The sequence below is a fragment of the Streptomyces sp. NPDC058674 genome (assembly GCF_042716505.1).
Classification (GTDB): domain Bacteria; phylum Actinomycetota; class Actinomycetes; order Streptomycetales; family Streptomycetaceae; genus Streptomyces.
Map to the genome: position 1 here is coordinate 21,981 of NZ_JBHXSC010000065.1, position 20,355 is coordinate 42,335.

Below are 20,355 nucleotides of genomic sequence, written 5' to 3' on the forward strand. Positions count from 1 at the left end.
GCCGGTCAGGCCGGGGCGGCCGCCGTCTCGGGGGCCTGCGCGGGAGCCGCCTGCGGCGACGCCCGGCGTACCGCTTCGACGTAGCCGGAGATGGCGTCGCGGTTGCGGACCAGGCACCGGATGCGTTCGGTCATGCGGTCGCGCTCGTGCTCCAGCGTGGCGATGGTCTCGGCGGTGGCGCCCGAGACGTGGATGGTGCGGGGCGCGTCGATGCACGGCAGGACCTGCTTGATGATCCGCGTCGGCAGTCCGGCGTCGAGGAGCCCCCTGACCTGCAGGACCCGGTCCACGCAGTCCTCGTCGTACTCCCGGTAGCCGTTGCGGGAGCGGCCGGATCGGATCAGCCCCTGTTCCTCGTAGTAGCGCAGCAGTCGGCGGGAGGTGCCGGTGCGCTCTGACAACTGCCCGATACGCATGTGACCCACCTCACATCGGTCCTTCTTGACCTTCACATCTATGTAAGGGTTTGAGCATACTAGCCATGACTACTTCCCACACTGAGTCACCGCCGGAATCCCCCAAGCCGACCGACGACCGCAAGCTTCCCCTCTCGCCGCTGCTGGCGCTGGGCACGGCCGCCTTCATGGGCATCCTGACCGAGGCGCTGCCCGCGGGCGTGCTGCCCGAGATGGCCCGCGACCTGTCGGTCAGCGAGTCCGCCGCCGGGCAGTCCCTGACCATCTACGCGATCGCCACGGGCCTTTCGGCGATCCCCGTGTCCGTGGCGACGGCCGGCTGGCGGCGCAAGCAGCTGCTGCTGCTCGCGGTGATGGTGTTCGCCGTCGCCAACACGGTCACCGCCCTCTCCTCCAGTTACGCCCTGACCATGGCGTTCCGCCTGGTGGCCGGTGTCGCCGCGGCCGTCGTGTGGGCCGAACTCGTTGGCTACGCACGCCGACTGGCACCCCCTCACCTGCAGGGCAGGGCCATCGCCATCACCATGGCCGGCATTCCGCTGGCCCTGTCGCTGGGCATCCCCGTGGGCACCTTCCTGGGCGGGCTGTTCGGCTGGCGGATGACCTTCGGCCTGGTGACCGTGGTCTCGGTCGCCCTGCTGGTGTGGATCCTCGTGTCGGTACCCGACGCACCGGGGCAGCGGCCGGAGAGCCGCGAGCCGATCCTGCGGGCCCTGCGCCTGCCCGGCGTGGCAGCGGTCCTGTTCGTGGTCGCGGCCTACGTGCTGGCCCACAACATCCTCTACACCTACATCGCCACCTTCCTCGACGAGTACGACATGGGCGCCTCCCGCGACATCGTGCTGCTCGTCTTCGGCCTCGCCTCCATGGTGAGCATCTTCATCACCGGCGCCCTCGTCGACCGGCGCCTGCGGGCGCTGACCATCGGCAGCACCGCCCTGTTCATCGCGGCGTCGGTCCTGCTGGCCCTGCTGGCCGCCAGCCCCGTCATGGTCTACGCGGCGATGGTGCTCTGGGGACTGGGCTGGGGCGGCGTCGCCACCCTGCTGCAGACCGCGGTCACCGACGCCGGCGGCGACCGCGCACAGGCCCTGCTGGTCACCACCTGGAACTCCTTCATGGCGGGCGGCGGGGCCGTCGGCGGCATCCTGCTCGACTCCCTGAGCCCCACCTCCTTCCCGTGGAGCGTCCTGGCCCTGCTGGCACCGGTCCTGCTCGTCGTGGTCCTCGCCCGCGCGCACGCCTTCCCCGCCAAGCGGCCGGACACGGCCTGACGCACCGCCGGACGGCAACCGGCCGCGACCGCCCCCGTCCGGGCGGCGGCCGGCGGGTCGGCACCCGATGCGGCCCCTGTGTGATCGAGGCGTCCGAAGCCGCCGATCACCCGGGGGCCGCATCCGCGTTCCCTCCCGCCGCCGGGCCGCGACCGCCCCCGGGGCCGCGGCAGTCGGCGCAGACGCCGGGGGGGTGCGGACGCCGGGGCCGGTGCGACGGCGCTCGGCGCGGGTGCCGCATCCGCACGTCAGCCGCGGCCCATCCGGTAGCCGACGCCGCGGACCGTGATGATCCACCGGCTGGCACCGAGCTTGGCGCGCAGGCTGCTGACGTGGGTGTCGATGGTGCGGCTGGAGTCCGCCCAGCTGGTGTCCCACACCCGGGCCATCAGCTCCCTGCGGGAGATCACGTTCTGCGGGTTGGCGGCCAGGATGTGCAGTAACTCGAACTCCTTGGCCGTGAGGTTCACCGGCTCCCCGCGCAGGCGGGCCTCCCGGGCCCCGACGTCGATGTGGAGCGGGTCGAGGGAGATCGTCCGGACGGGCTCCGGCTGCGGCTGGGACCGGCGCAGCACGGCCTCGATGCGCGCCGTCATCTCGCGCAGTCCGCACGAGGTCACGACGCAGTCGTCCGCTCCGGCCTGCAGGGCCAGGACCCGGTCCAGTTCGGTGTCGCGCGCGGTGACGGAGATGATGGGCTTGTCCCCCGCCTCCCTGATCAGCCGGCAGACCTCCAGGCCGTCGATGTCGGGAAGGTCGAGGTCGAGCAGGACCAGGTCCGAGTGCTGGTGGGTGCGCAGCGCCTCCGCCCCGGTGTCGACGCTGCTCGCGGAGTAGCCCTGGCGGCGCAGGTCGCGCACCCGGGCCTCGGCGGCGGCCGCGTCGTCCTCGACCACGAGCACCCGGACCATCAGCGTCCCGGTGGCCTTCCCCGGGCGCGGGCTGCCCGGGCCCGGGCCCGGCGGCGTGCCCTGCGCTCCCCTGGCTCCCCCAACCCGCAAGGTTCCCCCCTGAGTCATGGCTCCCCCTCCACCGGTCGGCGCGAGGGTGCCGCACACCCTCACCGCGAGATATAAATAATAGTGTCTTTTTTTTTTGAAGGTTAAGCCGTGTGAGCGGACTAACGTCGGATGAACAGGCCGCACGCCGGGCGCTGTTCGAGCGGGGGAAGACCACGGTGAGGCAAGAGAGGGCCGATGTTGATGCAAGAGAGGGCCGCCCGGACGCGACGGAGCCTGGTCCGAGCGGCCGCCCGCGAGTTCGACCGCAACGGGTACGCGGGGTCGTCCCTGGCGCGGATCACCCGGTCCGCCGGAATCTCCATGGGGGCTCTGACCTTCCACTTTCCGAACAAGGAGGATCTGGCGGCGGCCGTCAGGGAGCAGGGCCACGCCGCCACGGTGGCCGTGGTGGGCGACGTGGCGACCCGGCGGGAGGCCCCGGTCCAGTCGGTGGTCTCCCTGACCCTGGCGCTCGCCGAACTGCTGGAGAGCGATGTCGCCGTACGCGCCGCCGCCCGGCTGAGCAGGGAGCAGCCCGGGGCGGCGCCCGACTGGGCCTCGGCCTGGGGCCCGGTGATCCGCGAGCGCCTGCGCCGCCCGCCCCGCGACCGGACCGGGCCCGCCGACGACTGGAGCACGCTCGCCGCGCTGGCCGCGCACCTGGTCACCGGTGTGGAGGCGGAGATACGCCAACGGGCCTGTCACCACGAGCACCTGGCGGGCCAGTCCGCCGCGCAGCTGGCCCGGGTCTGGGAGTTGACCCTGCGCGGCAACCGTCCCGCGCGCCGGTCGCGGAGCGGGCCGTGCCCCCCGCGGTGAGCCCGGTCCGGTGAACCGGGGCCCGCGAGCGGGGCCGTGCGAGCCGGGGCCCGGGGGCGTCCCCGGCGCAGGGGCGCCCCGGGGGCGGTCAGCGGAAGTGGTCGGTGTGGTCGGCCGCCCAGGACGCGAACGGTCTCGGTGCGCGCCCGGTGACCGCCTCGAGGTCGCCCTCCACGCCGGCCGCGCCGCCCGCCGCCCGCCGCTCGGCCCCTTCGAGCAGGGCCCGGGCCACCGGTTCCGGAAAGCGGGCACGCCAGAGTCCCAGGGCCTGGTCGGGGGTCAACTCCTCGTACCCGAGGGGCTTTCCCAGCACCCGGGCGAGCTGCGCGGTCTGCTCGCGGGCGGTGATCGGCCCCGGGCCGGTCACCGCGTAGGCCCTGCCGGCGTGGCCCGGTCCGGTGAGCGCCCGTATCGCGGCCGCGGCGACGTCGCGCGGGTCCACGCTCGCGGTGGGGGCGTCCCCGCCGAGTGCCCGCACCACCGACTCCTCCCGGATCGAGGCGGCCCAGGAGAGGGTGTTGGACATCAGCGAGCGCATCCGCAGCACGGTCCACTGCGGCATCGAGGCGCGCAGCAGCGCCTCGCAGTCGCGGTTCCACCGGGTGATGAGGTCGTCGGCGCCGGGGTCCGTGACGGCGAGCCAGGACAGCTTGACGGCCCGCCGCACCCCGCCGGCGCGGGCGGCGGCCAGGATGTTCTCGTCGTGCTGGGGGCGCAGCGGGTTCGCGGTGACCACCAGGACGGAGTCGGCTCCCGCCAGGGCGCGTTCGAGCCCGGCCCGGTCGTCGTGGTCGCAGTCGACGGGCCGTCCCGGCAGTCCCGTGCGCGCGGCCTTGTCCAGGTCGCGCACCAGGAGCCGGACGCCGTCCGGGTGCCCGCCCGCCGCCGCGAGGCCGCGGGCCACGTGGCGTCCCACCGCGCCGGTCGCGCCGGTGACCACCGTGCGCGGCCCCGCCTGCGGCCAGGGCCTCATGCCGCCCTCCCCCGGGCCTCGCCCAGCTCGATCCTCTTGACGGCGCTCGGCACCGCGATGCACGGCAGCAGACATCGCCATATCTCCTCCACGCGCTGGGGGAGGTCGGCGCGCGCGGTCTCGACGTTGGAGTGCATCTGGGCGCCCGTGCAGGCGTTCACGACCAGGCGGGCGATGGCCGCCACGTCGGTGGAGGCCTTCAGCTCCCGCTTGCTCTGCGCGGTGCGCAGGTCCTCCAGGAGGATCTCGGTCCACTGGTGGTGGGAGTTCTGCTCCGGCGGGTTGAAGTGCTCCTGCTCCCACACCAGTCGGGCGCCCGCCTGCAGGACCGGGTCGTCCAGGAGCTGGTAGGCCCAGGTGAGCGTGGTGTCGACCGCGTGCTGGAGGCCCTGGGAGGGCTGGGGCGGCACCACGAGCTCGGGCTGGCCGGCGACGATCTGCCGGGCCAGCTCCTCCTTGTTCCTGAAGTGGAAGTACAGCGCCCCCAGCGTCACCCCCGCCCGGTCGGCGATCTTCATCACGGAGGTTCCGGCGAAGCCCAGCTCCGCGAACACCTCCGCCGCCGACTGGATCAGCGCCGCGCGCGTCCGCTCGGCCCGCTCCTGTTTCACTGCCCGTCCGGCCATGTGTTCACCCTAACCCTCTTCACCAAAAGAAAATTGTTCTTTATTTTATGCAGAGGGGCGGGCGGATCGCACACGCACGCCCCGGTTCGTCGCGCCCAGAGGAGACAACTCGCATGGCACCGCACACGACCGTCCACCACCAGGACGCCGCCCGACCGCCCGTCCAACCCGACGTCCTGACCCTGGTCCGCAAGTCCGTGCCGGGCGAAGCCCTGGTCACCGACTGGAGCGAAGCCTGCGCCACCGCGCAGCAGGTCACGGCGAGATGGCCGATCAGCCATTCCTTCCACACGGAGGAGGGACGCTACAGACCCCTGCTCTTCGTGGAGAGCCTGCGCCAGGCGCTGGCCCTGCTGACCCACAGCGTCCACGACATCCCCCTGAGCCACCGGCTGGGCTGGGAGCACCTCTGGTCCTCCGTCAATCCCGAGGCGTTATGGACCTCTTCGCAGCCCGCCACCGTCACCCTGATGATCACGCACCCGCTGGTCAGGCGCCGGCGGCTGGGCTCGGTCCACCTCACCTCGCACATAGAGGCGGTGCGCGAGGGGGTGCAGGTGGGCAGCGCCGACGTGCAGTACACCGCCCATCCGCCCGCGCTGTACAACCGGCTGCGCGGCCGGTACGCGGACGCCGGCGAGGCCTTCGCGCGGGCCCTGCCGCCCGCCCCGGCGGCGCCCGCGGCCCTGATGGGCCGACGTGACGAACGGGAGGTCGTCCTCTCGCCGACGGGTCCGGCCCGCGAGTGGGAGCTGCGCGTGGACGTCAGCCACCAGGTCCTCTTCGACCACCCGCACGACCACGTACCGGGCATGGTGCTGCTGGAGGCCGCGGCGCAGGCGGCGCAGGCCTGCGCCGGACACCCGGTGGTCCCGGTCGAGTTCGACACGGAGTTCTTCCGGTACGTGGAGTTCGACCGGCCCTGCCTGGTGGCGGCCGAGCCCGCGCTGCCCGACGGAGCGGGGCGGGCGCGGGTGAAGGTCACCGCGTCCCAGGAGGGCAGGGCCGTCTTCTCCTCGACCGTGACCACGGTGGCACAGCCCGGCTGAGGGCGCCGGCCCCGCCGCACAGCGGCCGTCCGCGGCCCGCGGGTCCCGCCATGCGGCGGGGGCGCGGGCCCCGGACGGCCGGGGCCGCGCTCGATCGGGGCGCCGGTCGCGGGGGCGGTCGCGGGGCGGTCGCTAGGGCGGGTCACGCCGCCGCCGCGGCGCCCTCCGGCTCCTGGGCCACGACGAGGAAGGCGTCCCGGGTGAGGTCCATGACGACCCGGGCCGGCAGTCCCTGGGCGCGGCGCTGGGCCGCGTACTCCTCGGCGGGCCAGCTTCCGCGGGGCCCGCCGGCGGGGAAGCACTCGAGAACCTTCTCACCGGTCATTTCCGACACCTCCGACGCCAGCGCGAACCGTTCCGTTGGCCGTATGCCCCTGCCCCCGACGGGTATTCCCGCGGCGGCAGCCGTCGTTGACGTGCCGTCAGCAGCCGCCTGCGGGGCTCCGGTGCGCGCTCAGCAGGGCGCTGCGGGACACCGCTCCCCCGGACGGCCGCGGCGGTCCACTCGGGTTTCGGTTCCCCCGCTCCCTGGCCAACGACGCGGGGCCCTCGCGGCACCGGCGGCGGGGGGCGGGAAGAACGGGGCGGGGGCGGGCGCTGAGGGGGGTATGACACGTGGACACGACATCAGCATCCGGCAGGGCGGCGAGCACGTGCGCGTCGTACGGGACGGGCAGGTCCTGGCCGAGAGCCGGCGGCCCCTGGTACTGAGCGAGACGGGGTGCCCCATGCGGTACTACCTGCCGCCCCAGGACGTGCGCACCGAGCTGCTGACGCCCTCCGGCACGCGCACCCACTGCCCGTTCAAGGGCGACGCCGGCTACTGGTCGGTGCCCGGCGGCGCCGACGTCGCCTGGGCGTACGCGGACCCGAGGCCGGAGGTCGCCGCGATCAAGGACCACCTGTGCTTCTACGACACCGAGGTCCTCTGAGCCCCGCGCGCCGTGCGGGCGGCGGCCGGGCCGTGCGGGTGGCGGCGGGGAATGGGCTCGGAGGCGGGGAATGGGCCGGGGGCGGAGCGGGGTTCTCCCGTCGTAGGTCTGTCTCCGTGCTGAAGGAGTGTGCCGTGGCCCTGTCCCGTACCGAACGTGAGCAGTTCCTCGCCGAGCCCCACGTCGCCGCGCTGGCGGTGAGCGCGGGCGCGGAGGGTGATCGGGCACCGCTGACCGTGCCGATCTGGTACCAGTACGCGCCCGGCGGAGACGTCTGGATCATGACCGGCCGGGATTCCCGCAAGGCCGAACTGATCCGCTCCGCGGGCCGGTTCACGCTGATGGTGGACCGGCTGGAGCCGACGATCCGGTACGTGTCGGTCGAGGGGCCGGTCCTGTCGAGCGTGCCGGCCACGCGGGAGCAGCTGGTGGAGATCTCCTCGCGGTACCTGCCGGCGGACAAGGTCGAGGGGTACGTCGACTTCGCCTGGAAGGACCACGGGGAGCAGGTCGTCTTCCACATGCGTCCGCAGCGGTGGGTGAGCTCGGACCTCGGCAACGTCTGAGCCGGCGCACCCGCCCCTCCCCTCCCCCGCCGGCCGGCGGGGGGGCGTCCGGCGTCCCGGGCGGCGGGCGGGTCCGGCGGCCGGGTCCCGCGGGCCGGGCCGCCGGCGCGGGTGGGGCCTCCCCGGGCCGGGGCCGCCAGCGGGTGCGCGGTGCGTCCGGATGGGGGAAGCTGGGCATGCCCGCCGTGCCGACGGCGGGGCGTACGGGCGAGGAGGGCCTCGTGGACGTTTCCGGAGACGGCCGGCTCACCCGTGGACCGCGGTCCGGGGTGCGGGCGGCCGGCCTGTTGTGTGCGGCGGCGGCCCTGGTGGCGGGCGCCGTCCCGGCTTCCGCGCAGGCGGGGGCCGCGGTGGCCCCGGCGCCGGATCCGCTGGTGGTCGTGGACTGCTTCACCCAGGCCCAGGTACGGCCCGAGGAGTACCTGCTGGCCTGCGGGGACGGCAACAACACCCTGGTCGGGCTGCGCTGGGACACCTGGGGGCCGCGGACCGCCACGGCCACCGGTACCGACATGGCCAACGACTGCCGCCCCGACTGCGCGGCGGGCCGGTTCCGCTCCTACCCGGTGACGGTGACCCTGGCCAACCCGGAGCCCTGGCCCGGCCACCCCGGGGTGCAGCGCTTCACCACGGTCCGGCTGCTCTTCACCGACACCGCGCCGTCCCCGATCCCCAAGGACGTCACCTACAAGCTCGTGTGGTGAGGCGGGCGGCCCCGGTGGCGCGCGGCCGCCGGGGCCGCCGTCACGGCGCGGTCCGCTCCACGGGGGACCCACCGCCGGGCTTGCGCCAGGGCCGCGTCCTGCGACAGGCGGGCCCGCAGGATCGTCCAGCACCGCGGCCCCCTTCCCTTTACGTCGCCCCATGAGGGCAACGGCCCCCGGCGCCCGGCAGCGACATCCCGTGCCCGGTCCGGTCGGGTGCGGCGGCGGGCGCTTCTTCCGGGTGGCGGTTCACGGCCTGAAATGGGCGAGAAATACGTTCGAATTCGCTTTTCGTGTGCGAGCCGAATAACGCGCCGTCCTCGCCTTTCCCGGTTTTGTCCGGACCGCGCGGGGCGGGTCCGCGGCGGGCTCCGCGGGGGCCGTGTCGACAGTGGCGCGTAATCGATCCTCCGGTCCGATGAACTCCGGCGAAATCGCGGAAACGGCGAGTTGGACGCCGTTATGCTCCCGCCCACCGGTCATAAGATCCCCTCTTTCGACGGCTCGAGGAACTTGATGGCGCAACAAGACTTCCGACCCAAAGCCTCCCGCCCGGAGTCAGGGATAAGCTGGCTGCTGCCCGTGATCGCGGCCCTGGCCGCCGCCTGCCTGGCCGGAGCCCTCCTCTCCCCGTCGGAGCCGTCGCGCACCGCCTGGACCGCCCTGGGGGCGGCGTGCACCGCCGCGGCCCTCGGCGAGGCGCTGCGGCGCGGCCGCGCGGTGGCCGCGCAGCAGGCCCGGGTCGCCGCCCTCCACCACACGCTGTCCCGGCAGGAGGCCGAGACGGTGCACCTGTCGGAGGTGGTCCTCACCGAGGCCATCGAGCGGCTGCGCCGGGGCGAGTTCCCCGAGGAGGTGCTGAACTCGCTGGGCGGGCGCGGCGGATACGGCAACCGGTGGGGCAACGACCCCTCGCTGACACCGCAGTTCCGGGCGGCGCTGCAGAGCGTGCTGGCGCGGGTGGTGGATGCGGTCGACGCGGAGGAGAACCTGCGCGACTCGGCGCAGCGGGCCTTTGTGAACATCGCCCGGCGCGTGCAGGCGATCGTCCACCAGCAGGCGCAGGAGATGCGGGAGATGGAGGACCGGCACGGCCGGAATCCGGACGTGTTCGGCGACCTGCTGCGCCTGGACCACGGGACCGCGCTCGTGGGGCGGCTCGCGGACTCCATCTCGGTACTGGGCGGGGCCCGTCCGGGCCGCCAGTGGAGCCGGGCGGTGACCCTGTACAGCGTGCTGCGCGGTGCGATGTCGCGGATCATCGACTACCAGCGGGTGGAGCTCCACTCGGTCTCCGAGGTGGCCGTCGTCGGTCCGGTGGTGGAGCCGCTGATCCACGCGCTGGCGGAGCTGCTGGACAACGCCACCCGGTACTCGCCGCCGCACACCCGGGTCCACCTGACGGCCGTCGAGGTGCAGTCGGGGATCGCCGTGGAGATCGAGGACGGCGGGGTGAACATGAGCGAGGAGGCCCGCAAGCGGGCCGAGCAGATGCTCGCCCAGGCGCAGACCGGCATCGACCTCAACGACCTGGGCGAGACGCCGCGGCTGGGCCTGGCGGTGGTGGGGCGGCTGGCTCAGGCGTACGGCTTCCAGGTCGCCCTGCGCTCCTCCGCGTACGGCGGGGTGCGCGCGGTGCTCATCGTGCCGCAGGACCTGATCACCAGCCCCTCGGCGGCGACCGGTCTCGCGCACGGCATCGGCGCCTCCTCGGGTCCCCGGGCGGCGGCGCCCGCGCCCCGGGAGCACCCGGCCGACCACCTGTCGGTCCGCGCGCCGGGGCCGGCGCACGCGGCGGCGGCCGGGCCGGTGCGCGCGGCCGTCTCCGGGTCGGCGCCCGGGTACGGGCCGGCCGGCGAGGACGAGGGCGTGCAGGTGACCGAACGTACCGCGGGCGGGCTGCCGCAGCGGCGCCGGAAGGACCGTGCCACCACCCCCGACACCCCGCCCGCCGCCGCGCCCGGGGCTGCGGCGGACGCCCCCGGCTTGTGGCTGGAGGCCTTCCACAGCGGCCTGTCCGGCGTGCCCGGCCAGGGCGGCGGCGAGGACGCGTCGGGCTCAGCGACCAAAGGGACGTAAGCAGTGATGACACAGCGAAGCAGCATGGACTGGATGCTCAAGGACCTGGCCGCGGGAGTGCCGCAGACGCGGCACGTGATCGTGCTGTCCGCGGACGGCCTGTGCGTGGCGCAGTTCGGGGCCGAGACGGATACGGCCGACCGGCTGGCGGCGGCGTGTGCGGGGCTGCAGAGCCTGGCCGGGGCCGTGGCCGCGGAGCTGCCCCATTCACGGGGGCGGATGCGGCTGGTCGTGATCGAGATGGACGGCGGGTTCTTCTATCTGATGGCGGCGGGTGACGGTTCCTACCTGGCGGTCCTGGCCGACGAGGGTGTCGACGCCGGGCTGATGGGGGCGCAGATGCGGGGTCTGGTGAGCCGGATTGGAGAGCACCTGAGCAGCCCGCCCCGGCATGACGGGCAGCTCGCGTGAGTGAGCCGCCGGCGAGCTGGGAGGATGCCAGCCCCGAGCGGCTCTACGTGATCACCGGCGGGCGCAGCGGGCCGTCGACCGCGGGTCGTCTGGACCTGGTGACGCTGGTGGTGGCGAAGGCGGCGGCGCGGCCCGAGATGCAGCCCGAGCACGCCGCGATCCTGCGGATGTGCCAGGCGCCGCTGTCGGTGGCGGAGATCTCCGCGTACGCGGCTCTGCCGGTGAGCGCGGTGACCGTGCTGGTCAGTGATCTGCTGGCCGGCCAGCAGGTGTTCGTGCGTCCGCCCGTGCCCGCCGCCCAACTTCCCGACCTTGCTCTGATCGAGGCAGTGATCGATGGACTACAGAAGCTCTGAGGCGGCCGCCGGGCCGCGGAGCGAGGACATACTCCCGCAGTCGGCGGCGGCGGCCGTGAAGGTCGTCATTGTGGGCGGTTTCGGCGTCGGCAAGACGACGATGGTCGGTGCGGTCAGTGAGATCAAGCCGCTGACGACCGAGGAGACCATGACCAAGGCGGGTGTCGGTGTGGACGACACGCGCGGTGTGGCGCGCAAGACCACGACGACCGTGGCGATGGACTTCGGGCGGATCAGCGTCAACGAGGAGTTGGTTCTCTATCTGTTCGGTACGCCCGGCCAGGAGCGGTTCTGGTTCCTGTGGCGGGGCCTGTTCGAGGGTGCGCTGGGCGCGGTGGTGCTCCTGGACACCCGTCGGCTGGAGATCAGTTTCGATGTGATCGGGCGGCTGGAGGAGCGGGGGGTGCCGTTCGTGGTGGCGGTCAACTCCTTTCCCGATGCTCCCGACCATCCGCTCGAGGAGCTGCGTGCGGCCCTCGACCTTCCCCCTGCGGTGCCGATCCTCGTCTGCGACGCCCGCAGGCGGGACTCGTGCCGCGACGTCCTGCTGACCCTCATGCGCTACCTGCACTCCCAGGCAGCAACTTCGGAGGCAATGTGAGCACCAATCCCGTCCCGCCGCCCCAGTGCCCGGCCCACAACGCGGCGACGGTGGGCGGCCTGCACCGGCTCCACGGGCCGGAGGCGCAGGCCGATCCGATGGGCCTGTACGAGAAGTTGCGGGCCGAGCACGGTCCGGTGGCGCCGGTCCTGGTCAGCGGGGACCTGCCGGCCTGGCTGGTGCTGGGGCACCGGGAGAACCTGGACGTGGCGCGGACGCCGTCGCGGTTCGCGCGTGATCCGCGGGGCTGGCGGGACATGAGGGAGGGGCGGGTGCCCGCGCACACGCCGCTGGGTCCGATGGTGACGTGGGTGCCGGTGTGCAACTTCACGGACGGCCCGGTGCACGAGCGGCTGCGCGGGGCGGTCGTGGAGTCCTTGCAGCGTTTCGACAAGCGGGGCATCCGCCGCTATGTGACGCGCTTCGCGAACCAGCTCGTGGACAGGATCGCCGGTGACGGGCACGCCGATCTGGTGTCGGCGTTCTCCGACCAGTTGCCGATGCTGGTGATGACGCAGCTGGTGGGGGCGCCGGACGAGCACGGGCCGCGGCTGGTGAAGGCGGCCCGGGACATGCTGCAGGGGACCGAGACGGCCCTGGAGAGCGACCGGTACGTGACGGCCACGCTGGAGGCGCTGGTGACGGAGCGCAAGGTCCAGCCGGCCCGTGACCTGGCGTCGTGGCTGCTGGAGCATTCCGCGAACCTGAGCGACACCGAGGTGCTGATGCACTTGCGGGTGGTGTTGATCGCGGCGTACGAGACGACCGCGAACCTGATCGCGAACACGTTGCGGACGGTGCTGACCGACCGGCGGTTCCGCGCGAGTCTGTCGGGGGGCCATCTGACCCTGCCGGACGCGCTGGAGCAGGTGCTGTGGGACGATCCGCCGATCAACACGATCATCGGGCGGTGGGCGACCGGGGACACGATGCTGGGCGGGCAGCAGGTGCGGGCGGGCGACATGCTGCTGCTGGGTCTGGCCGCGGGCAATGCCGATCCGCAGATCCGTCCCGATCCGGCGGCCTCCGTCCACGGGAACCGTTCGCACCTGGCGTTCAGCAGCGGGCCGCACGAGTGTCCGGGGCAGGACATCGGGCGGGCGATCGCGGACACCGGGATCGAGGTGCTGCTGGACCGGTTGCCGGATCTGCAGCTGGCGGTGGACCAGAGCGCGCTGCGGTGGCGCGGCACGCTGATGTCGCGGCACCTGCTGGCGCTGCCGGTGCGGTTCGCGGCCCGCCCGGTGCAGGACGGGGGGGCGTACCCGTATCCGGAGCAGCCGTCGGGTCATCCCGGGCACGCGGTGGTGCCGCCGCCGCGGCCGGCGGCCGCCCCGGCGGCGGTGGCGGCTGCCGGCCGGCGCCGGCCGACCTGGTGGCGCAGGCTGCTGGGTCTGGACTGAGGCGGCCGTGTGCGGTGGAGCGGGTCCCGGCCGGTGGCGGCCGGGGCCCGCTCCGGGCTTTTTCAGGGGGGTGTCTGGCGCCACCAGTGGGCGAGGGCGGGCAGCGGCGGCGGCGCGGTGCGGGGGTCGCTGGGCGTGTCGGTGTAGCGGACGGGCAGCCGTGCTCCGTTGCGGGGCAGTGTGTGGCGGTTGCGGGGGCTGGCGTAGCGCGGTGCTCGGCTCTGCCAGGCGATGCAGCCGGCGATGTAGTGGCCGAGGGCTTCCAGGTGGCGGGTGAGGGGCTCATCGGCGCCGGATGACAGGTGGTCGCGGAGTCTGAGGAACAGGGCCATGACGCGGTCGCGCAGGGCGACGGCGAGGGGGACGGCCTCGGCGGGGGTGCAGCCCTCCTGGTGGGCGATGACGTTGACGAGGTTGACCTCGCGGGGCTCCAGGTGGTCGTCCTTGTCGTACGAGAAGAGGTCGTTGTCGGCGCTGACGACGAAGCCGGCGGCGTCGGTCAGGGCCTGGAGGGCGGGTGAGTGCAGGACGTCCGCGGGCAGTCGGACCTCTGCGGCGGCGTCGGACCAGGTCAGGGAGAAGCGGGTGCCGTTGGCGAGTGCTCCCATGGCGGCGAAGTCGTTGAGGGTGGGCATGGAGCCGCGTTCGGCCTGGGCGGCCTGCCAGGTGGCGCCCAGGAGCCAGTCGCGGGTGCCTTCGGCGAAGCGGCGCAGTTCGACGGGGGTGAGCAGGGTGTGGGTGCGGCGGACCAGGTCGGTCAGGGCGCGGGTCATGGGGCTGTCGGGGAGCAGGGCGGCGGTGGGGTTCTCCAGGGTCCGCAGCAGTCGTATGCCGTGGTCGGCGACGGCGGCGGTGCGGATGTCGCCGGCTCCGGAGTCCTGCCAGTCGTCGACGGCGTTGGCCCAGTAGTTCCACTGGGTGAACAGGAGCAGGGGCTCGGTCCGGCCGCGGGGGATGATGCGGCAGGAGAAGTCGGCGCTGTGGGTGGCCAGGCCCCAGGCGCGTTCGACGGGGTCGGGGTAGAGGCCGTGGGTGTCGAGCCAGTCGACGGCGCGGGCCTCGATCTCCTTGGCCCGGGGGTGGAGGAGGTCGCGGTCCAGGGGGCAGTAGAAGGGCGGCAGGGGGGTGCCGATCCGCGAGGGGCGCTCGGTGGGGGTCATGGGTCAGCCTCCGAGGCGAAAGCGCAGCAGTCGGGTCTCCATCGCGTGGTCGCGCCAGATCCGGAAGAGTCTGCTGTGGAAGATGGTCGACTCCCCCAGCCGTTCGAGGGTCCAGGCGGAGGGGGCGCCGCCGGCCTGGAGGCGGTCGAGTTCGGCGGTGTTCCAGGCCATGGACTGGACCCAGAATTCGGCGACGCGGTCGGTGACGTCCTCGTCCTGGACGAGTTCGAAGCCGGCTGCCTCGGCGGCGGTCAGGTATTCCTCGCGGGTTCCCAGCCGGGTGCGGTAGTAGCCGTCGATGAAGGTGCGCCATTGGGGGCGGACGACGAAGTGTTCCTGGATTCCGAACCATCCGCCGGGCCGCAGGGCCTTGGCGACGACGTCGAAGAGGCGGGTGCGGTCGGTGTAGCCGCTGCTCTCGTTGGCGTAGGCGGCGTCGTAGGCGTGTGTCTCGTCGAGGTCGTGGACGTCTTTGTGGAGGGGGGTCATGCGGTGGCGGACGCCTGCCTGGCGGGCGAAGTGGTCGATGATCGGGAGGTGTTCGGCGGCGACGGTGAGGCCGGTGACCGACGTGGCGTGCTCCTGGGCCCAGTAGAGGGAGGCGCCGCCCAGTCCGCAGCCGATGTCCAGGAGGCGGCGCGGTGGCTTCTCGTATGCGCCCCAGGAGCGGGCGGCGTGCTCGACTATCGCTTCCTGGGCTTCGATGATGCGCTGCTTGAGGGTGCTCTGGGCGACGGTGGTGTGGGGGTGGGATCCGTCTTCGAAGAGGCCTACGTGGAAGTGCACGCGCGGGCCGGGGCCGTATTTGTGGAGGATGTCCTGGGTCTTGCGGCTGTAGTAGCGCCGTACTTCGTCGTCCTGGTTCGGTAACCGGCCGCCGCCTAAGGACGATACGAAGGGTGTGATGCTCATGTGGTCCGCCCTTTCGTGGCGTAGGGCTGCCGGGCGCGCTGCGCCGCTGCCGCCGTGCGCTGTGCCGGCATTCTGTTGAAGCATGGACAGCCTGGCACTTCTCGTGCGTCACGTCAGCCCGCGCGGACGGCTCACGTCTCCGTGGATGTCGAAGAAAGCATTCTGTGGGGCTGGAAATGTGGTGGAGGATCGCTCGAACGGCCCGTGCCGTGGCGGCGTGCGCCCGTATAGTCGCCATGACTTGACGATCTGATGACCCGTTCCCGAAGAACCGGTGACCGAATACTTCGGGGGCGGACGAGCAGGGGGACACACGATGGAGACCGCACGCCTTGCCTCGCTGATCGCCGCGACCGTCGCGATGGGCCTGGTGAGTGGCCTGTTCTACGGTTTCTCCGTCTCCGTGATGCCGGGTCTGAGGCGCACCGATGACCGTACGGTCATCGAGGTGATGCAGCGGATCAACGTGGCGATCCTCAACGGCTGGTTCGTGCTGGGGTACATCGGGGCGTTCTTGTTCACGGCGGTGGCGCTGGCGCTGCACATCCCGTCGGACGGGCGCGAGGTGCTGCCCGCGCTGATCGCGGCGCTGGTCTGCTATGTCGTGTCGATGGGGGTCACGAACAAGGTGAACATCCCGCTGAACAACGCGTTGGAGAAGGCCGGTCCGGTGGGGCGGATCGCGGATCCGGCGGCCGTGCGGCGGGCCTTCGAGGGTCCGTGGGCGCGGGCCAACGTCTGGCGGACGCTGCTGTGCACGGCTGCGGTCGGTTTCCTGGCCTGGGCCCTGTACCTGCACGGCCAGGCCGGCTGAGGGTGGGCGGGCGTGGGGGGGGGTGGGCTGCGGGGGTCAGCGGGTGGCGCGGCCGTAGAGGACCAGGGCGCGGGAGAGGGCCGTCAGGGCGACCGTGCACAGCAGGGTGCGGACGATGTTGGTGGTGACCCAGGTGGTCTTGAAGCTGTCGACGATGGAGAAGTCGCTCATCGTGGCGGCGTCGCCGGCGTCGGCCAGTTCGTTGTTGAGCGGGATGTTCACGGTGAAGGTGATCATCAGGACGACGAAGTAGGCGGCGGTGGCTGCCGCGACCCAGATCGCCACGGTGCGGCGGCCCTTGCGGAATTCGGTGATCGCGGAGGCCGCGGAGGCCAGCAGGGCGATGACGAACGCCATGCCGAAGAGCCCGTTGCCGTCGATGGCCTTGTTGAAGGCCTGCATGGCGCTGACGTAGGTGCGTTCGTCTCCTGTCGCCAGTCCCGGCATCACCGAGACGTCGAAGGCGAAGAAGAGGCCCGCCATCAGGCCGACGAGGACGGTGGAGACCAGCAGGAGGGTGGTGGCCGCCTTGCCGCCGGCGGCCGGGGCGGGCGTCGGCGGGGCCTGGTGCGCGGGCTGGTGCTGGTGCTGGGCGTGGTGGCCGGCAGGGGCCGTGTGGTACGGATTGGGGCCGCCGGCAGGGTGTTGCGGGGGGCTACCGGCCGGTTTGGGGTTCATGGGACATCCTCATCTGGGGTGGTGGGTGTGGTGCTCGCCCTGGGCACGGACATCCGATCGTGGCATTTGCCGGGGCACCCGGCCATGAGGTTCCACCGGCTCTCGAGCGGGGTTCGAGAGCCGGTGGCGGGCGGTTCGGCGGCGGCTGGGGTCAGTAGCGGTAGTGGTCGGGCTTGTAGGGGCCTTCGACCTTGACGCCGATGTAGTCGGCCTGCTCCGGGCGCAGGGTGGTGAGGCGGACGCCGAGGGCGTCCAGGTGCAGGCGGGCGACCTTCTCGTCCAGGTGCTTGGGGAGCACGTAGACGCCGGTCGGGTACTCCGACTGCTTCGTGAAGAGCTCGATCTGGGCCAGGGTCTGGTCGGCGAAGGAGTTCGACATGACGAAGGAGGGGTGGCCGGTCGCGTTGCCGAGGTTCAGCAGGCGGCCCTCGGACAGCACGATGAGGACCTTGCCGTCGGGGAACTTCCAGGTGTGGACCTGGGGCTTGACCTCGTCCTTGACGATGCCCTCGACCTTGGCGAGGCCGGCCATGTCGATCTCGTTGTCGAAGTGGCCGATGTTGCCCACGATGGCCTGGTGCTTCATCTTGGCCATGTCGGCGGCCATGATGATGTCCTTGTTGCCGGTGGTGGTGATGAAGATGTCGGCCGTCTCGACGACGTCGTCGAGGGTGGCGACCTGGTAGCCGTCCATGGCGGCCTGGAGGGCGCAGATCGGGTCGATCTCGGTGACGATGACGCGGGCGCCCTGGCCGCGCAGGGACTCGGCGCAGCCCTTGCCGACGTCGCCGTAGCCGAAGACGACGGCGGTCTTGCCGCCGATGAGGACGTCGGTGGCGCGGTTGATGCCGTCGATCAGGGAGTGGCGGCAGCCGTACTTGTTGTCGAACTTCGACTTGGTGACGGCGTCGTTCACGTTGATCGCCGGGAAGAGCAGGGTGCCCTCGGCCATCATCTCGTAGAGGCGGTGGACGCCGGTGGTGGTCTCCTCGGTCACGCCGCGGATGTCGGCGGCCAGGGCGGTCCAGTCGATGGACGTCTTGTGCAGGAGGGCGAGGACCAGGGCCATTTCCTCGTTGTCGGCGGTGGAGGGGTCGGGGACGGTGCCCGCCTTCGCGTATTCGACGCCCTTGTGGACCAGGAGGGTGGCGTCGCCGCCGTCGTCGAGGATCATGTTCGGGCCGGCGTGTCCGGGCCAGGTCAGCGCCTGCTCGGTGCACCACCAGTACTCCTCCAGCGTCTCGCCCTTCCAGGCGAAGACGGGGACGCCCCGGGGGTCCTCGGGGGTGCCGTTCGGGCCGACCGCGATGGCGGCGGCCGCGTGGTCCTGGGTGGAGTAGATGTTGCACGACACCCAGCGGACCTCGGCGCCGAGGGCGACGAGGGTCTCGATCAGCACGGCGGTCTGCACGGTCATGTGCAGCGACCCGGTGATCCGCGCGCCGGCGAGGGGTTGCGAGGGGGCGTACTCGCGGCGGATCGACATCAGACCCGGCATCTCGTGCTCGGCGAGCGTGATCTCCTTGCGGCCGAAGTCGGCGAGGGAGAGGTCTGCGACCTTGAAGTCCATGGGTTCTACTCCGTGATGGTGGTGGCTGGGTACTGGCTGACGTTCAGGTTCTGATGGATCTCTAGAGTCGCGGTGGACTTGTTGAGGGTGATGTAGTGCAGGCCGGGTGCGCCCTCGGCGAGGAGGCGCTCGGACATGGCGGTCGCGTAGTCGACGCCGATGCGGTGGCCGTCCGCCGGGTTGTCCTTGGCCGCTTCGAGCCGCTGGGCGAGTGCGTCCGGGAAACGGGCGTCGCTGAGTTCGGCGAAGCGGCGGATCTGGCGGAAGTCGGTGGCGGGCATGATCTCGGGGATGACGGGGGTGAGGCAGCCGACGGAGGAGAGCCGGTCGCGCAGGCGCAGGTAGTCCTCGGCGTGGAAGAACATCTGGGTGATGGCGTAGTCGGCTCCGGCCCGGCACTTGGCGGCGAAGTGGTGGATGTCCTCGGTCCAGGAGGGCGAGCGGGGGTGGCGTTCGGGGAAGGCCGCGACGCCGACGGTGAAGTCGCCCAGTTGGCGGATGAGGGTGACCAGTTCGTGGGCGTGGGTGAGGCCCTGGGGGTGGGGTGTCCACTGCCCCTTGGGGTCGCCGGGCGGGTCGCCGCGCAGGGCGAGGACGTCGCGGATGCCCGCGTCGGCGTACTGGCCGATGATGTGGCGCAGTTCGGTGACGGTGTGGCCGACGGCGGTCAGGTGTGCGACCGGGCGCAGGGTGGTCTCCGCGGCGATGCGTTTGGTGACCTCGACGGTGCGGTCGCGGGAGGAGCCGCCGGCGCCGTAGGTGACGGAGACGAAGGACGGTGCGAGGGGTTCGATGCGGCGGATGGCCGCCCACAGGGTCCGCTCCCCCGCGTCGGTCTTGGGGGGGAAGAATTCGAACGAGAAGGTCTGCCGGCCCTGGGCCAGCAGTTCACGGACGCCGAGGGTGGCGGGGGCGGACGTGCGGGGGCGTTCGGTGGCGGTGGCCAGGGCAGCCGGCATGTCGGGCTCCTTTCCGGCTCAGGGGTTCAGCGTGCGTTGAAGTACTTCGCTTCGGGGTGGTGGATGACGATGGCGTCGGTGGACTGCTCGGGGTGGAGCTGGAACTCCTCGGAGAGGTGGACTCCGATCCGCTCGGGCCGCAGCAGGTCGGCGATCTTGGCGCGGTCCTCCAGGTCGGGGCAGGCGCCGTAGCCGAGGGAGAAGCGGGCCCCGCGGTACTTGAGGTCGAACATGTCCTCGACCTTGGAGGGGTCCTCGGCGCCGAAGCCGAGCTCGGAGCGGACGCGGGCGTGCCAGTACTCGGCCATGGCCTCGGCGAGCTGGACGGAGAGCCCGTGCAGTTCCAGGTACTCCCGGTAGGCGTCGGCCTCGAACAGCTTGGCGGTGGCCTCGCCGATCCTGGAGCCCACGGTGACGACCTGGAGGCCGACGACGTCGGTCTGGCCGGACTCCTCGGGGCGGAAGAAGTCGGCGAGGCACAGGCGGCGGCCGCGGCGCTGGCGGGGGAAGGTGAAGCGGGTGCGCTCGCCTCCGTCCTCGTCGAGGAGGATGAGGTCGTCGCCCTTGGAGACGCAGGGGAAGTAGCCGTAGACGACGGCGGCTTCGAGGAGGTTCTCGGTGTGCAGCCGGTCCAGGAGGCCGCGCAGGCGCGGGCGGCCGTCGCTTTCGACGAGTTCTTCGTAGGTGGGGCCGTTGCGGGTCTGTTTGAGGCCCCACTGGCCCTTGAAGAGGGCTCCTTCGTCGAGCCAGGAGGCGTAGTCCTTGAGCGGGATGCCCTTGACGACGCGGGTGCCCCAGAACGGCGGGGTGGGGACCGGGTTGTCGACGGCCACGTCGGAGCGGACCGAGCCCAGTTCGGGGACGTCCTGGACCTCGGGGGCCGGGGTGTCCCGCTGGGCGACGCGGCGCTGTTTGAGGGGCGGGAGCTCGATGCCGGGGACGCCGCGTTTGACTCCCATGAGGGCGTCCATGAGGCGCAGGCCTTCGAAGGCGTCGCGGGCGTAGCGGACTTCGCCTTCGTAGATGTCGTGGAGGTCTTGTTCGACGTAGGC

General features: G+C 72.3%; 23 protein-coding genes. 12 read left to right on the top strand and 11 right to left on the bottom strand.

All coding sequences use genetic code 11. The features are described from left to right. Positions 1-5 precede the first annotated feature (5 nt). Positions 6-416, bottom strand: coding sequence for a MerR family transcriptional regulator (locus tag ACFWU6_RS27005; RefSeq protein ID WP_383800124.1), 411 nt, complete (start codon positions 414-416; stop codon positions 6-8). Between the two features lie 65 nt (positions 417-481). Here ACFWU6_RS27005 and ACFWU6_RS27010 point away from each other — a divergent pair, with 65 nt between their 5' ends. Then, positions 482-1,690 carry an MFS transporter gene (locus ACFWU6_RS27010; protein ID WP_383800121.1) on the top strand — a complete coding sequence of 403 codons (1,209 nt, stop codon included), beginning with the start codon at positions 482-484 and terminating at the stop codon, positions 1,688-1,690. A 248-nt stretch (positions 1,691-1,938) separates the two neighbouring features. On the opposite strand, the gene ACFWU6_RS27015 is transcribed toward ACFWU6_RS27010, so the two are convergent. Then, positions 1,939-2,601 (bottom strand): winged helix-turn-helix domain-containing protein, encoded by a 663-nt coding sequence (locus tag ACFWU6_RS27015; protein WP_383800212.1) that lies wholly within the window; start codon positions 2,599-2,601, stop codon positions 1,939-1,941. Positions 2,602-2,886: 285 nt separating this feature from the next. On the opposite strand from ACFWU6_RS27015, the gene ACFWU6_RS27020 reads away from it, so the two are divergent. Further along, entirely contained in the window at positions 2,887-3,510 is a 624-nt protein-coding gene (locus ACFWU6_RS27020) for a TetR family transcriptional regulator (protein WP_383800119.1), read from the top strand. 88 nt (positions 3,511-3,598) lie between these two features. Here the strand turns inward: ACFWU6_RS27020 and ACFWU6_RS27025 are convergent, their stop codons facing one another. Together ACFWU6_RS27025 and ACFWU6_RS27030 are read right to left on the bottom strand one after the other, a co-directional pair. Further along, on the bottom strand, positions 3,599-4,483 hold the full coding sequence (locus ACFWU6_RS27025) for an NAD(P)H-binding protein (RefSeq protein WP_383800116.1): 885 nt from the start codon (positions 4,481-4,483) through the stop codon (positions 3,599-3,601). Then, positions 4,480-5,109, bottom strand: coding sequence for a ScbR family autoregulator-binding transcription factor (locus tag ACFWU6_RS27030; protein WP_383800114.1), 630 nt, complete (start codon positions 5,107-5,109; stop codon positions 4,480-4,482). The genes ACFWU6_RS27025 and ACFWU6_RS27030 overlap by 4 nt, the downstream gene beginning before the upstream one ends. Positions 5,110-5,222: 113 nt before the next feature. On the opposite strand from ACFWU6_RS27030, the gene ACFWU6_RS27035 reads away from it, so the two are divergent. After that, entirely contained in the window at positions 5,223-6,158 is a 936-nt protein-coding gene (locus ACFWU6_RS27035) for a ScbA/BarX family gamma-butyrolactone biosynthesis protein (RefSeq protein WP_383983520.1), read from the top strand. Positions 6,159-6,300: 142 nt separating this feature from the next. Here ACFWU6_RS27035 and ACFWU6_RS27040 read toward each other — a convergent pair whose 3' ends face one another. Further along, entirely contained in the window at positions 6,301-6,483 is a 183-nt protein-coding gene (locus ACFWU6_RS27040; RefSeq protein ID WP_383800108.1) for a hypothetical protein, read from the bottom strand. A gap of 283 nt (positions 6,484-6,766) precedes the next feature. On the opposite strand from ACFWU6_RS27040, the gene ACFWU6_RS27045 reads away from it, so the two are divergent. The 8 genes from ACFWU6_RS27045 to ACFWU6_RS27080 all read left to right on the top strand — a co-directional run bounded on the left by ACFWU6_RS27045 (position 6,767) and on the right by ACFWU6_RS27080 (position 13,210). Continuing rightward, on the top strand, positions 6,767-7,090 hold the full coding sequence (locus tag ACFWU6_RS27045; protein ID WP_383983522.1) for a DUF427 domain-containing protein: 324 nt from the start codon (positions 6,767-6,769) through the stop codon (positions 7,088-7,090). Between the two features lie 134 nt (positions 7,091-7,224). Continuing rightward, positions 7,225-7,656 (top strand): pyridoxamine 5'-phosphate oxidase family protein, encoded by a 432-nt coding sequence (locus ACFWU6_RS27050; RefSeq protein WP_383983524.1) that lies wholly within the window; start codon positions 7,225-7,227, stop codon positions 7,654-7,656. A gap of 221 nt (positions 7,657-7,877) precedes the next feature. Next, positions 7,878-8,360, top strand: coding sequence for a hypothetical protein (locus ACFWU6_RS27055; RefSeq protein ID WP_383800099.1), 483 nt, complete (start codon positions 7,878-7,880; stop codon positions 8,358-8,360). A gap of 516 nt (positions 8,361-8,876) precedes the next feature. After that, on the top strand, positions 8,877-10,439 hold the full coding sequence (locus ACFWU6_RS27060; RefSeq protein WP_383800097.1) for a sensor histidine kinase: 1,563 nt from the start codon (positions 8,877-8,879) through the stop codon (positions 10,437-10,439). Between the two features lie 6 nt (positions 10,440-10,445). Beyond that, positions 10,446-10,850 (top strand): roadblock/LC7 domain-containing protein, encoded by a 405-nt coding sequence (locus ACFWU6_RS27065; protein ID WP_383800094.1) that lies wholly within the window; start codon positions 10,446-10,448, stop codon positions 10,848-10,850. Then, positions 10,847-11,206, top strand: coding sequence for a DUF742 domain-containing protein (locus ACFWU6_RS27070; protein WP_383800091.1), 360 nt, complete (start codon positions 10,847-10,849; stop codon positions 11,204-11,206). Before ACFWU6_RS27065 ends, ACFWU6_RS27070 begins: the two co-directional genes overlap by 4 nt. Further along, positions 11,187-11,807: an ATP/GTP-binding protein gene (locus tag ACFWU6_RS27075; protein WP_383800088.1), complete on the top strand. Its 621-nt coding sequence runs from the start codon at positions 11,187-11,189 to the stop codon at positions 11,805-11,807. The genes ACFWU6_RS27070 and ACFWU6_RS27075 overlap by 20 nt, the downstream gene beginning before the upstream one ends. After that, entirely contained in the window at positions 11,804-13,210 is a 1,407-nt protein-coding gene (locus ACFWU6_RS27080; RefSeq protein WP_383983526.1) for a cytochrome P450, read from the top strand. Before ACFWU6_RS27075 ends, ACFWU6_RS27080 begins: the two co-directional genes overlap by 4 nt. 62 nt (positions 13,211-13,272) lie before the next feature. On the opposite strand, the gene ACFWU6_RS27085 is transcribed toward ACFWU6_RS27080, so the two are convergent. After that, positions 13,273-14,370: a terpene synthase family protein gene (locus tag ACFWU6_RS27085; protein ID WP_383983528.1), complete on the bottom strand. Its 1,098-nt coding sequence runs from the start codon at positions 14,368-14,370 to the stop codon at positions 13,273-13,275. Positions 14,371-14,373: 3 nt separating this feature from the next. Then, positions 14,374-15,282, bottom strand: a complete 909-nt coding sequence (locus tag ACFWU6_RS27090) for an SAM-dependent methyltransferase (protein ID WP_383800079.1) — start codon at positions 15,280-15,282, stop codon at positions 14,374-14,376. A 316-nt stretch (positions 15,283-15,598) separates the two neighbouring features. Between ACFWU6_RS27090 and ACFWU6_RS27095 the strand changes: the two genes are divergently transcribed. Beyond that, positions 15,599-16,096: a DUF1772 domain-containing protein gene (locus tag ACFWU6_RS27095; RefSeq protein WP_383800076.1), complete on the top strand. Its 498-nt coding sequence runs from the start codon at positions 15,599-15,601 to the stop codon at positions 16,094-16,096. Between the two features lie 36 nt (positions 16,097-16,132). Here ACFWU6_RS27095 and ACFWU6_RS27100 read toward each other — a convergent pair whose 3' ends face one another. From ACFWU6_RS27100 to ACFWU6_RS27115, 4 genes are all read right to left on the bottom strand, one after another. Continuing rightward, positions 16,133-16,774 carry a DUF1772 domain-containing protein gene (locus ACFWU6_RS27100; protein ID WP_383983530.1) on the bottom strand — a complete coding sequence of 214 codons (642 nt, stop codon included), beginning with the start codon at positions 16,772-16,774 and terminating at the stop codon, positions 16,133-16,135. Between the two features lie 151 nt (positions 16,775-16,925). Then, the gene (ahcY, locus tag ACFWU6_RS27105; protein ID WP_383983532.1) at positions 16,926-18,344 is read right to left on the bottom strand and encodes an adenosylhomocysteinase; all 1,419 of its coding nucleotides are present in this window, start codon (positions 18,342-18,344) and stop codon (positions 16,926-16,928) included. Between the two features lie 5 nt (positions 18,345-18,349). Then, complete coding sequence (gene metF, locus ACFWU6_RS27110; RefSeq protein ID WP_383800067.1) at positions 18,350-19,303, bottom strand: methylenetetrahydrofolate reductase [NAD(P)H]; 954 nt, start codon at positions 19,301-19,303, stop codon at positions 18,350-18,352. 26 nt (positions 19,304-19,329) lie between these two features. Beyond that, a partial coding sequence (locus ACFWU6_RS27115) for a vitamin B12 dependent-methionine synthase activation domain-containing protein (RefSeq protein WP_383983534.1) occupies positions 19,330-20,355 on the bottom strand: 1,026 nt, incomplete at its 5' end.